Origin of the sequence: Kitasatospora sp. NBC_01266, from assembly GCF_036242395.1 — a bacterium.
Taxonomy (GTDB): Bacteria; Actinomycetota; Actinomycetes; order Streptomycetales; family Streptomycetaceae; genus Kitasatospora.
Genome location: NZ_CP108458.1, coordinates 6,291,200 through 6,303,781, shown reverse-complemented (window position 1 = coordinate 6,303,781; position 12,582 = coordinate 6,291,200). Strand labels below are relative to the sequence as shown.

Sequence of the window (12,582 nt, the reverse complement as noted above, 5' to 3'; positions counted from 1 at the left end):
CCATGGCGTCCACCCCTCCCCTGTCCGTCCTCCCGCTGCCGGTCACCGCCGTCACCTGCCTGGAGGACCGCGCCCACGTCGAGCGCGGCACCACCCTCACCCTGGCGGCCGGCTCGCAGCGGCTGCGGCTGGGCCCGGTCAGCCCGCTCGCCGTCGCCCACACGCTGCGCACCGGGCTGACCGCCGCCTCGGGCACCGCCGAGGTGCTCGCCGCCCGGATCACCCGCGCCTGGACCCCGCGCCCGGTCGGCCCGCCCGGCGCCGACGACTCGCCCCTGCGGCACCGCCTGCACGAGCTGGAGACGGCGCTGCGCACCGGCGAGCAGCGCGTCCAGCGGCTGACCACCCGGCTGGCGCTGCTCGACCAGCTGACCACCGACCTGCTGCGCGAGATCGGCGAGGGCACCGGGCTGGGTGAGGCCGAGCCGGTCCGCTGGTCGCGCGAACTGGACCGGGTGGCGGCCGAGCAGGACACCCACGCCGAAGCGCTGCGGGCGCTGCGGGCGGAGCTGGCCGAGCTGACCGACCAGCAGCACGCCGCGCTGCAGGTGCTGTGGGCCGCCGAGGCCGAGCCGCCCGGGCTCACCGCCCACCTCGACCTGACGGTGCTGGCCGAGCAGGCCGGACCCGCCACCCTGACGGTCCGCCACCTGACGCCGTGCGCGCTCTGGCGCCCCGCCTACCGGGCGGTGCTCGCCGACGGGCAGCTGCGCCTGGAGTCGGACGCGATGGTCTGGCAGGCCACCGGCGAGGACTGGTCCGGGGTGCGGCTGACCCTGTCGACCGCCCGCTCGGCGCTGGCCGGCGAGCCCCCGCTGCTGCACGAGGACCGGCTGACGCTGCGTGAGCTGAGCGGCGCGGAGCGGCGCACCGTGGAGGTGGAGCTGCGCGAGGAGGAGATCAGCACCCTGGGCCCGGACAGCGGACCGGCCGACACCACCGGCGAGCTGCCGGGCGTGGACGACGGCGGCGAGGTCCGGGTGCTCACCGCCCCCGACCCGGCCGACCTGCCGGGCGACGGCCGGGCGCACCGCATCCCGCTGACCGGCTTCACGGTGCCGGCCGGCGCCGAGCTGGTCGCGGCCCCCGAGCTGTCACCGCTGGTCAGCGAGGTGGTGACGTTCCACAACCCGGCCGCCCACCCGCTGCTGGCCGGCCCGGTCGAGCTGGTCCGCGACAGCGGCTTCGTCGGCCGCGGCGAGCTGCGCTTCACCGCGGCCGGCGCCGCCGCCCGGCTGGCCTTCCCCGGCTCGGACGAGCTCCGGCTGATCCGGGAGTCCGAGGAGTCCAAGGGCAGCTCCGGCCTGGCCGGCCTGGGCCAGCGCACCGTGCTGACCCGCACCGTGCGGGTGCACGTCTCGCGGCTCTCCGCCCCGGGCGAGCAGGGCTCGCGCAGGCTCACCCTGCGCGAGCGGATCCCGGTCTCCGAGGTCTCGGCGGTCGAGGTCCGGCTGCGCAAGGAGGCCTGCGACCCGCCGCCGACCGAGCTGGACGCCGAGGGCGTGGTGCGCTGGGAGCTGTCGCTGCCGCCGAGCAGCCGACGGACCGTCACCCTGGTCTACGAGGTGACGGCTTCGGCCAAGGTGGCCGGGCTGACCTGATCCGACCCTGGGCCTGCACGCCCCAGGACCGGGCGTTCCGGTACAACAGAGCTATGATCCTGCACCTCGCTCCGCTGGACGACTGGCTCCGCGATCCCGGTCGGCCGTACAGCGCCACCTCGCTGCTGACGGACGGGTTCATCCACTGCTCCCCGGATGAGCCCACCGCCCTGGCCATCGCCAACCGCTTCTTCGCCCAGGCGCCGGATCCGCTGATGGCCCTGCTGATCGATCCGGACGAGGTCGAACCGATGGTCCGCTGGGAGGCGCCGAGCGGCGAGCGTCCGCCCGGGGTCGCGCCGGAGGTGCTCTTCCCGCACATCTACGGTCGGCTGAACCGGGCTGCGGTGAAGGGCCTGGAGAAGCTGGAGCGCGACCCGGACGGCCACTGGGCGCGCATGATCCCCTGGAGCTGACCCGCTCGGACCCGTCGGTCCTACAGCCAGCCCCGCTCGCGGGCCGCCATGCCGGCCTGGAACCGGGTGCTGGCGCCCAGCTCCCGCATCAGCGCCTGCAGGCGCCGCTGGGTGGTGCGGGCGCTCCAGCCCAGCGAGCGGGCGATCGACTCGTCGGTCAGGCCGGCCGCGAGCAGCCCGAGCATCTTGCGCTGGTCGGCCTCCGGCTCGCGCGAGCCGGGCTCGGTGCCGAGCGCGGCCTGCAGCGGCACCGCCCGGTCCCACTCGGCCTCGAAGAGCCCGTCCAGCGCCTGCAGCAGGGCGGACGGGTGGATCACGTAGGCGGCGTCCAGCACGCTGTCGCCGACGCTGATCGGGATGATCGCCATCCGGTCATCCGACATGATCATCTTCATCGGGAGGGTGGTCCGCACCCGGGCCTCCTCCCCGTCCTCGACACCGACCAGGATCTCGTTCTCCAGCCGGCCCGGCCAGGCCACCGCCTCCCGATCGTAGATCCCCCGGAAGCGCACGCCCTCCTTGAGCCGCCGGCGCTGCTGGGTGAGGTTGACGGCCGGGTCGCGCACGTACGGCGGGCAGTCGAAGGTGCGGACCTGCTGCAGGCTGCTCTCCTGCAGGTGCTCGATCCGCTGGTTGATCGCCTCGCTGCCGGTCAGCACCTCGACCGAGCGGGCCGGGTCGGTGAACCGGGAGGCCTCCCGGAAGGTGTCCATCAGCCGGTGCATCTCGGCCCGCGCACTGCGCAGTTCGGCCTCGCGATGGCCGATCAGGGTCCCGATCGCGACATCCGGCGCCACCGCGAGATAGCGCTCGCGGTCGACCGGGGCGCGGGTGGCCATGCCCTGCTGGGCCAGCCTGCTGAGCGCCTTGCCGCTCAGCTGGACGCTCAGACCGCAGCGGTCGGCCAGTTCGGCGGCGGTGGACTGCGGGGCGGCCACCAGCGCGACGTAGATCTGGCCGTCGATGTCGGTCAGCCCGAGTGCGCTGAAAGCGTCAAACATGACGCGCCTCCCCCGTGTGGCGGTTTCACGCCAAATGGCGAGTGATTTTCTCGTGGCCATCTTGTGCCAAGGACGACTCCCTTGACAAGCCGACCCCGTCGAAGCAGCCGCGCCGGACCGAAACGGCGGGGCCGCGCACCCGCTCGGTGCGCGGCCCCGCCGTTTTTTCGGTCCGCCTCGGGATCGGAGCCCGTGCTACAGGCCGACCTCGCGCATCAGCTGCCCCACCTCGGGGTTGGTCAGCCGGCGCAGCCAGCCCGACTTCTGGTCGCCCAGCGCGATCGGGCCGAAGTGGGTGCGCACCAGCTTCTCCACCGGGAAACCCGCCTCGGAGAGCATCCGGCGCACGATGTGCTTGCGGCCCTCGTGCAGGGTGACCTCGACCAGGTAGTTCTTGCCGACGTTGGAGACCACCTTGAAGCTGTCGGCGCGGGCGAAGCCGTCCTCCAGCTCGATGCCCTGGGCCAGCTGCTTGCCCAGGTCACGCGGGATCGGGCCCTGGATCGCGGCCAGGTAGGTCTTGGTGACGCCGTAGCGCGGGTGGGTCAGCCGGTGGGCCAGCTCGCCGTGGTTGGTGAGCAGGATGATGCCCTCGGTCTCGGTGTCCAGCCGGCCCACGTGGAACAGCCGGGTCTCCCGGTTGGTCACGTAGTCGCCCAGGCACTGACGACCGTCCGGGTCCTCCATGGTGGAGACGACGCCGGCCGGCTTGTTGAGCGCGAAGAACAGGTACGACTGGGTGGCGACGGTCAGGCCGTCCACCTTGATCTCGTCGTTCTCGGGGTCGACCCGCTTGCCCTGCTCGGTGACCCGCATGCCGTTGACCTCGACCCGGCCCTGCTCGATCAGCTCCTCGCAGGCCCGACGGCTGCCCATGCCGGCCCGGGCCAGCACCTTCTGCAGGCGCTCGCCCTCCTCGTTGCCGACCACGCTGCCGGGGCCGTCGTGGCGGCGCAGCACCGCGTCCTCGATCTTGGCCTGCAGCTCACGCGAACGCTGCGGCTGACGCCGCGGGTCGCCCGGGGCACCCTGGCCGTCGCGGCGCGGGCGCGGCGCGGGACCGGGGCGACGGCCGGCGAAGCCGCCACGGGCGGGGGTGGCGTTCGGGCCGCCGCCGTACTCGGGACGGTCGTAGCGGCGCTCCTCGGGACGGGGCTCACGACGCTCGTCGCGGTCGCCACGGCTGCGGCCGCTGCCGCTGCTCCAGCCACTGCCGCCACCGCTGCTGCCACCCCGGCCGCTCCCGCCGCCGCTGTAGCCGCCACCGCTGCTGCCACCCCGGCCGCTGCCGCCACCGCTGTAGCCGCCACCGCTGCTGCCACCCCGGCCGCTGCCGCCACCGCTGTAGCCGCCACCGCTGCTGCCACCCCGGCTGCTCCCGCCGCTGCTGCTGCTGCCGCCCCGGCTGCTCCCGCCGCCGTAGCCGCCGCCACCGCCGCCGCTCCTGCTGCCGCCGCCGGTCCCCCGGCCACCGCCGCTGCTGCTGCCGCCCCGCCCGCTACCGCCACCGCTGTAGCCGCCGCGGCCACCGCCGCCGCTGCTGTTCCTGCCGTTACCACTGCTACTGCTACGCATCAAATGTCCGTACGTCGATTCCATCGGGCTGGGCCCCTCCTACCCGGCGCCGGGCGAGGAGGGAGGGTCGTGCCGGCCGACCTCACTGCACTTCCCGTGCGCTCGCGGCGGCGACCGCGTTCGCGATCTCCGTGCCTTCGAGGGACTCCGCTTCCACGTCGTCGACCTCGGGCAGGAAAGGCGCGAGCTCCGGCAGCTCATCCAGGCCGCGCAGCCCCATCCGTTCCAGGAAGTAGTTCGTCGTCCGATACAGGATCGCACCTGTTTCGGGCTCGGAGCCGGTCTCTTCCACCAGCCCTCGCTGTACCAGGGTACGCATCACGCCGTCACAGTTCACACCACGGACCGCCGATACCCGTGATCGGGACACCGGCTGCCGGTAGGCGACCACCGCGAGCGTCTCCAGCGCGGCCTGGGTGAGCCGGGCCTGCTGACCGTCCAGCACGTACCGGTCCACCACCGGGGCGCAGGCCGCCGCGCTGTAGAACCGCCAGCCGCCGGCCACCAGCCGCAGCTCGAATCCGCGCTCCTGCGCGGTGTACTCCGCCGCCAACTCCCGCAGCGCCGCCGCCACCTCGGGCCGTGGCCGGTCCACCACCTGCGCCAGGCGCGACTCGGCCAGCGGCTCGTCGGCCACCATCAGCACCGCCTCCAGGCCGGCCCGCAGCCCGATCCCGGGGAGCTCGGGCGGCCCCTCGTCCTCGGGAGCGGCCTCAGCCGTCGCCGGATCCGGCAGGTCCGCCGGATCCGCCGGGACGGCCTGCGGGGGCAGCACGGCCGTGGCGGGCCCGGCCTGCGCCTCCTCGGGGTCGGCCTCCCAGGGATGGGCCGGCTCCAGCCACTCGTCCTCGCGGGCCTGGCCCGGCACCCCCAGGGCGCGGCGGGCCGGCCGCGCACCGCCGGAGCTCAGCGGCCCCGGCCCCTCAGCGGTCCCGCTCATCCTCGACTCCTTCTCCTCGACCAGGTCCCCCGTCAGCCCCGGGCACCGGCCCGCCGTCGAACTCGTCGGTCACCTCGATCACCGACCGCTGCGGATCGGCCACCCAACACACCATCAGCTCCCCCAGCGGCTCGGGCTGCTCGAAGGCCAGCGCGCGCTCCCGGTACAGCTCCAGCAGCGCCAGGAACCGCGCCACCACCACCAGCGTGTCCCCGGCGTCCGCGACCAGGTCACCGAACGGCGCCCGGCCGTGCGCGGTCAGGTAGGCCGCCACCAGCGCGGCCTGCTCGCGCACGCTGACCGGCGGGGTGTGGATGTGGTCCACGTAGACGACCGGCTTCGGCTTGGGCGTCATCGCCTTCGCGGCCAGCTGCGCGAAGCGCTCCAGCCCGACGTGGATCACCACCTCGGGCAGCAGCTCGGCGTGCTGCGGCTCCAGGCCGACGGTGCGCGGCCGGCGGCGCTGCTCATCGGCCCAGCGCTGCTCGAACACGGCCGCCACCCGCTTGTAGGCCCGGTACTGCAGCAGCCGGGCGAAGAGCAGGTCGCGGGCCTCCAGCAGGGCCAGGTCCTCCTCGTCCTCGACCTCGGCGGCGGGCAGCAGCCGGGCCGCCTTGAGGTCGAGCAGGGTGGCCGCGACGACCAGGAACTCGGTGGTCGCGTCCAGGTCCCAGTCGGGGCCCATGGCCCGCAGGTGGGCCATGAACTCGTCGGTGACCTGCGCGAGGGCGACCTCGGTGACGTCCAGCTTGTGCTTGGCGATCAGTCCGAGCAGCAGGTCGAACGGGCCCTCGAAGTTGGCCAGCCGCACCTGGAACGGGCCACGCGCCAGGTCAGCGGCGGGCGCCGCGACCGGTGCTGCGGCGGGTTCCGCGACGGTTTCGACGGGGTCCGGGGAGGTGCTGGCCATGACGGTCCATCTTCACACGCCGACCGCGCTCAACGGCCGCGCAACCGCCGGACCAGGATGCTGGCCTCACCCCGTTGCTCCAGGTCGGCCAGGACGACCGCGATGGCCTCCCGCACCACCCGGCCGCGGTCCACCGCGAGGCCGTGCTCGCCGCGCAGCACCAGGCGCGCGTGCTCCAGGTCCATCAGCTCCTCGGCGGAGACGTACACGGTGATCTTCTCGTCGTGCCGCTCGCGCCCGCTGGGCCGCCGGGGCGCACGCCCGCGCGGACGGCGCCGGGCGGCGCTGTCCGCGCCCTGCTCCTCGCCCTGGGCCGGAGCGCCGGGTGCGGCGGGCGGCGCGGTGCGGGCCGGCGCGACGGTGCCGGTACCGGTCGGCGCGGTGCCCTGCGGGGCCCGCTCGACCCGCGGCCGGGCGACGGCCGGGCCGGCCTCGCCGGGAGCACCCGAGGGAGCGTCAGCCGAGGCCGTGTCAGGCTGCTGGGCACCGCTGCCACCCTCCGCCGGCTCGGCGGCGGAGCGGCTGGCCAGGGAGGGCGACAGCGCCATCCCCCCGGTGGTGCGGAACAGCTCGTCGGCCCCCGGAAGGCTCACTCGACGGGGCGGCACCGGTCGAGCACCTCCCTGGCGAGCTGGCGGTAGGCGGCGGCGCCCACCGAGTTGGTCGCGTACGTGGTGATCGGCTCGCCGGCCACGGTGGTCTCGGGGAACCTGACGGTGCGTCCGATCACGGTGTGGAAGACGTGGTCACCGAAGGCCTCGACCACCCGGGCCAGCACCTCGCGGCTGTGCACGGTGCGCGAGTCGTACATGGTGGCCAGGATGCCGTCCAGGCGCAGCTCGGGGTTGAGCCGCTCGCAGACCTTCTCGATCGTCTCGGTGAGCAGCGCCACCCCGCGCAGCGCGAAGAACTCGCACTCCAGCGGCACGATGACGCTGTGCGCGGCGGTGAGCGCGTTGACCGTCAGCAGACCGAGCGAGGGCTGGCAGTCGATGATCACGTAGTCGTAGTCCGGCAGCAGCGGCTTGAGCGCGCGGGCCAGCGCCGACTCCCGGGCCACCTCGCTGACCAGCTGCACCTCGGCGGCCGACAGGTCGATGTTGGAGGGCAGCAGGTCCATGCCGGGGATGGCGGTCTTCAGCAGCACGTCGTCCGCCGTCAGCCCCCGCTCCATCAGCAGGTTGTAGACGGTGACGTCCAGTTCCATCGGGTTGACCCCGAGACCCACCGAGAGCGCGCCCTGCGGGTCGAAGTCGACCAGCAGCACCCGGCGGCCGTACTCGGCCAGCGCGGCGCCCAGGTTGATGGTCGAGGTGGTCTTGCCGACGCCGCCCTTCTGGTTGCACATCGCGATGATCTGCGCGGGGCCGTGCTCGGCCAGCGGCGCGGGGATCGGGAAGTACGGCAGCGGGCGGCCGGTGGGACCGATCCGCTCGCGGCGCTGACGGGCCGCGTCGGGGGCCAGCGTGGCGGCGTACTCCGGGTCCGGCTCGTACTCGGCGTCCGGGTCGTCGTAGGAGCCGTAGGCGAACTCCGCGTAGCCGAGGCCCTGCCCGGGCAGGTCGGCCTCGTAGATCGCGGTCCGGGTGGCCGCCTGGCCGGCGGCCTGCCGGGCCTCGAAGGTGCGTACGGCGACCGTGCCGATCTCACTGGCTCCGACCGTGGAAAGTGCGGCCCCGGTGTCGTCGGTCGGCTGTCCGGAGACACGCTCCGCCAGTCCTGGCTGACCACCCCCGGGAGCAAATGTCGACTCATTCACAAGTCGTCTTACCTCCTTGGGCATCCAGGGCATTATGTCGATTCGTCAGCCTGACACCATGCCGACGGTTTGCGACTCTAGGCCGTTTCGGGCGTTCGCAGCAACACAATCCACGGTAGTGGGCCCGATGTGTCGGCTACCCGACCGGGTTCTGTCAAGGGGCGGGTGACCCGCCTCTCAGCGCGTTGACGGCGCATCGAGGCATGCCGAAGCCCCCGGTCGGCTACCGCCGGCCAGGGGCCATCGACACTGGTGACGCGCCTGTCGCGCGCTCCTGGCGAATCGTCAGGCGAGCACGCTCTCCAGGGAGATGGAGGGCAGACCGAAGGCCTCGGCGACGGCCGCGTAGGTGATCTGACCCTCGTGCACATTCAGGCCCTTGGCCAGCGCGGCGTCGCGCTTCAGCGCCTCCTTCCAACCGCGGTTGGCCAGCTCGACGACGTACGGCAGCGTCGCGTTGGTCAGCGCGTAGGTGGAGGTGTTGGGGACGGCGCCCGGCATGTTGGCCACGCAGTAGAAGACCGAGTTGTGGACCTCGAAGGTCGGCTCGGCGTGCGTGGTGGCGTGCGAGTCCTCGAAGCAGCCGCCCTGGTCGATGGCGATGTCGACCAGCACCGAGCCCGGCTTCATCCGGGAGACCAGCTCGTTGGTGACCAGCTTGGGGGCCTTGGCGCCCGGGATCAGCACCGCGCCGATCACCAGGTCGGCCTCGATCACGGCCTTCTCCAGCTCGAAGCTGTTGGACATGATGGCCTTGATCTTGGTGCCGAAGATCCGGTCGGCCTCGCGCAGCTTGTTGATGTCGCGGTCCAGCAGGGTCACCTCGTAGCCCATGCCGATCGCGATGGTGGCCGCGTGCCAGCCGGAGACGCCACCGCCGATGACGACGGCCTTGGCCGAGTGGGTGCCGGGCACGCCACCGGGCAGCACGCCGCGGCCGCCGGCCGGGCGCATCAGGTGGTAGGAGCCGACCTGCGGGGCGAGCCGGCCCGCGACCTCGGACATCGGGGCGAGCAGCGGCAGCGCGCCGTTGGCCAGCTGCACGGTCTCGTACGCGATCGCGGTGGTGCCGGAGGCGACCAGCGCGTCGGTGCCGGCCTTGTCGGCGGCCAGGTGCAGGTAGGTGAAGAGGGTCTGCCCCTTGCGCAGGCGGTGGTACTCCTGCGCGATCGGCTCCTTGACCTTCAGCAGCAGGTCAGCGGTGGCCCACACCTCGTCGGCGGTGGGGAGGATGGTCGCGCCGGCGGCCACGTACTCCTCGTTCGGGATGGACGAGCCGACACCGGCGCCATCCTCGATGAAGACCTCGTGTCCGTTGCGGACCAGCTCATGCACGCCGGCGGGCGTGATGGCCACGCGGTACTCGTGGTTCTTGACCTCGCGGGGGATGCCGACCTTGGTCACGGTTAAACACGTCCCTCTTGCCATGGGAGTCCCAACCGGGGGAAGACCGGCGGGTGCCCGCGCAGACAGACCTCCGGCCCGGCCGGGGCACGCTGCACTGCGCGACTAAGTCGAGTGTAATGAAGCCCAGCGAATCCGCCAGCCTTCCAAAGTGACTAAATAATGCCGGGACATTGGCAGATTCGTAGGCTTGCTCTGGATCTTTCCTGGCAAACCACCTCACTACCGGCAAACTTCCCATCCCACACAAGGGCTACCGCAACACCACCGGTCGGCCATCGGACGTTCACCTCGCCGAGCCGCCCCGAAGCACCCCCGAAGCGCCTCCGAACCGCCCCCGAACCGCTCAACCACCCGCCGCGAGCCGCTCCAGCGTCGCCGCCACCGCCGCCGTGCCGCGCTCGTCCCCGAGCCTGCGCAGCAGCGCCAGAGCCGCCCGGTACTCGCGCTCCGCCTCGGCGAAACGGCGCTGGGCCGCGTGTGCCTCGCCGATCCGGGCCAGCAGCCGGGCCTGGGCGGCGGGCTCGTCCAGGCCCCGGCGCAGCGCCAACGCCCGGCCGTAGCTGTCAGCGGCGCGCACCGCGTCACCGAGCGCCCGGTGGCACTCGGCCACGCCCTCCAGCGCCCGTGCGGCGACCGCCTCGTCCAGCGGGGCCCGGCTGTGCACATGGGCGGCGCGGTAGTGCTCGGCCGCCGCCCGCCACTGGCCGGCCGCGGCCCGCAGCTCGGCCAGGTTGAGCAGCGCGGCGGCGGCCCGCCGGGGCGCACCCTGCCGCTCGGCACAGGTCAGCACCAGCCGGTGCAGCCGGTAGGCGTCGGCGGGCCGCAGCGGGCCGGCCGACGGCAGCGTCCGCAGCAGCGCGCCGACCAGCCGGGCGGCCGAGCCGTCCAGGTCTCCCTGGGCGACCGCCTGCTCGCCCGCCGACAGCAGCAGCTCGCGCTCACCGAGCAGCCAGCCACGAGCGTGCCCGGCGGTGCGCAGCCGCAGCGGTCCGGGCAGCGGGTCGGGCGCCGACCGGCCGGGTTCGAGCAGCGCGCGGGCCGAGTCGACCAGGCGGACCAGCCGCTCCAGCAGCCGGGCCCGGGCCAGCTGCACCTCGCCGGGCCGGTCCAGCCGGTCGCGCAGCGCGACCAGCTCGCCGTAGAAACGGCCCGGCACCTGGTAGCGCGGCGTGCCGTCGAGCCCTGGCGCGTGCTCCTCGATCAGCTCCCCCTCCGCCAGCGCGCGCAGCCCGGCGGCGGCCTCCGGCGCCGGGCAGCCCGCCAGCGCGGAGGCGGTGCGCGGGTCGGCCCGGCCGGCGGGGGCCAGGGTGAGCATCCGCAGCAGCCGTGCCTGGGCGACCGGCAGCGCCCGGTAACGCAGCGCGAAGGCAGCCGACAGCACCTCGCCACCGGCCTCGCGCAGCGCGGCGGCAGCGGCCGGAACCGCGGCCTTCGGGTGTGCCCGCAGCCAGTGCGCCATCAGCCGCAGCGGGGCCGGACGCCCGGCGCAGGCCTCGGCGAGCGCGGCCGCGCCGACCGGGTCGCAGCTGATCCGGGTGCCGCCGACCAGCGCGGTGAGCAGTTCCACGGCGGCGGCCTCGTCCAGGCCGCGCAGGATCACCGGGTCGACCCGGAACCGGTCGGCCAGCGCGGTGAGCGGCCCGGTGGTGGCGGCCACCACCAGGCAGCGCGGCTCGTCCGGCAGCAGCGGGCGCAGCTGGGCGGCGTCCGCGACATCGTCGAGCAGCAGCAGGGTGGCCCGGCCGGTCAGCGCCTCGCGCAGCCGCGCGCAGGCCGGGTCCGCCTCCTCGGGCGCCGCCGGGGGCAGCGTGTCACAGGGCAGGTCGAGGGCCGCGAGCAGCCGCCGGGCGACCGCACCGGGCGCCTCGGCCGTCCCGTCCGGCCCGGTCAGCCGGTCGGCCAGCACCTGGTACTCACCGGCCAGCGAACGGGCGAACCGCCGGGCCAGCACGGTGCGCCCGGCGCCCGGCCGGCCGGTGACCACCAGCACCCGGCAGCTGTCGCCGGGCGAGCGACGGGCCTCGGCGCGCAGCGCGGCCAGTTCGGCGGCCCGGCCGGCGAACGGCTCGGGGCCCGACGGCAGACCGGCCACCGGCCCTTCGGGGGCCGGGCGTGCGTCCATCGTCGCCGTCTTCCTCGCCACCTGCGCCACTCCCGACCCAGTCGCCCAGCTTCCCGTCAGCGAAGCGTAGTTCGCCCAGGGCGGCCGACCGAGGGAACATCGGTATGACCAAGTGGCAAATCACCCTGTTGGTCGCCCACTCTGTTCAGTCGGCTGCTCCGGGCGACCGGCCTGGGGCCGCCGCCCGGCTACTCCTTGAACGGGCGGGCCGGCCACGGCGAGTCGGCCGGGCGCAGGGCCGCCGGGCCGGCGCCGGTCAGCGCGGCGTGCAGCGCGAGGGTGCCGGTGACCAGCGTGGGGTTGTGCAGTTCGCCCGCCAGCACCAGCTCGACCAGTTCGGCCAGCGGCACCCGGGCGGTCTGGATCTCCAGCTCCTCGCCGTGCGCCTCGAACTTCTCCCCCTGGGCCTCGGCCAGGTCGGTGGCCAGGAAGAGCCGCAGCGCCTCGTCGGTGCCGCCGGGCGAGGTGTAGAAGTCGACCAGCACCCGCCAGGTCTCCGCCTTGCAGTACGCCTCCTCGTACAGCTCGCGCTGCGCGGCGTGCAGCGGGTTCTCACCCGGCACGTCCAGCAGTCCGGCCGGCAGCTCCCAGAGCCGCTGGCGCACCGGGTGCCGGTACTGGCGCACCAGCAGCACCCGCTGCCGGTCGTCCAGCGCGAGCACCGCGACCGAACCCGGGTGGGTCTGGTAGTCGCGCCGCTGGTAGCCGCCGTCCGGCATCAGCACCTCGTCGGTGCGCACCCCGGTGACCCGCCCCTGGAAGGGCGTCACGCTGGACCGCACCTCCCACTGCTCCGCCTCGTCGCGAATCCGCTCGGCCCCGCTCTGCTCGATCATCAGCGATCTCCCCTT

The 12,582-nt window shown here is 74.1% G+C and carries 11 protein-coding genes; 2 read left to right on the top strand and 9 right to left on the bottom strand.

The window, feature by feature from the left end:
* Positions 1–2 precede the first annotated feature (2 nt).
* Complete coding sequence (locus OG403_RS27355) at positions 3–1,601, top strand: mucoidy inhibitor MuiA family protein (protein WP_329568850.1); 1,599 nt, start codon at positions 3–5, stop codon at positions 1,599–1,601.
* 53 nt (positions 1,602–1,654) lie between these two features.
* Positions 1,655–2,017: a DUF952 domain-containing protein gene (locus OG403_RS27350; protein WP_329568848.1), complete on the top strand. Its 363-nt coding sequence runs from the start codon at positions 1,655–1,657 to the stop codon at positions 2,015–2,017.
* Positions 2,018–2,037: 20 nt separating this feature from the next.
* Here the strand turns inward: OG403_RS27350 and OG403_RS27345 are convergent, their stop codons facing one another.
* The 9 genes from OG403_RS27345 to OG403_RS27305 form a co-directional block, all read right to left on the bottom strand.
* On the bottom strand, positions 2,038–3,018 hold the full coding sequence (locus OG403_RS27345; RefSeq protein WP_329568846.1) for a helix-turn-helix domain-containing protein: 981 nt from the start codon (positions 3,016–3,018) through the stop codon (positions 2,038–2,040).
* Positions 3,019–3,213: 195 nt separating this feature from the next.
* Positions 3,214–4,593, bottom strand: a complete 1,380-nt coding sequence (locus OG403_RS27340) for a pseudouridine synthase (protein ID WP_329568844.1) — start codon at positions 4,591–4,593, stop codon at positions 3,214–3,216.
* Positions 4,594–4,675: 82 nt separating this feature from the next.
* The gene (gene scpB, locus OG403_RS27335) at positions 4,676–5,233 is read right to left on the bottom strand and encodes an SMC-Scp complex subunit ScpB (RefSeq protein ID WP_442911093.1); all 558 of its coding nucleotides are present in this window, start codon (positions 5,231–5,233) and stop codon (positions 4,676–4,678) included.
* Between the two features lie 283 nt (positions 5,234–5,516).
* Complete coding sequence (locus OG403_RS27330) at positions 5,517–6,443, bottom strand: segregation and condensation protein A (RefSeq protein ID WP_329568840.1); 927 nt, start codon at positions 6,441–6,443, stop codon at positions 5,517–5,519.
* A gap of 29 nt (positions 6,444–6,472) precedes the next feature.
* Positions 6,473–6,991: a hypothetical protein gene (locus tag OG403_RS27325; RefSeq protein ID WP_329572601.1), complete on the bottom strand. Its 519-nt coding sequence runs from the start codon at positions 6,989–6,991 to the stop codon at positions 6,473–6,475.
* Positions 6,992–7,032: 41 nt separating this feature from the next.
* A complete protein-coding gene (locus OG403_RS27320; protein WP_442911092.1) occupies positions 7,033–8,160 on the bottom strand; it encodes a ParA family protein in 1,128 nt (375 codons plus the stop codon).
* Positions 8,161–8,487: 327 nt separating this feature from the next.
* Complete coding sequence (gene ald / locus OG403_RS27315) at positions 8,488–9,606, bottom strand: alanine dehydrogenase (protein ID WP_442910996.1); 1,119 nt, start codon at positions 9,604–9,606, stop codon at positions 8,488–8,490.
* Positions 9,607–9,952: 346 nt separating this feature from the next.
* Entirely contained in the window at positions 9,953–11,731 is a 1,779-nt protein-coding gene (locus tag OG403_RS27310; RefSeq protein WP_329568835.1) for an AAA family ATPase, read from the bottom strand.
* 188 nt (positions 11,732–11,919) lie between these two features.
* Complete coding sequence (locus OG403_RS27305; RefSeq protein WP_329568833.1) at positions 11,920–12,567, bottom strand: NUDIX hydrolase; 648 nt, start codon at positions 12,565–12,567, stop codon at positions 11,920–11,922.
* Between the last annotated feature and the right edge of the window lie 15 nt (positions 12,568–12,582).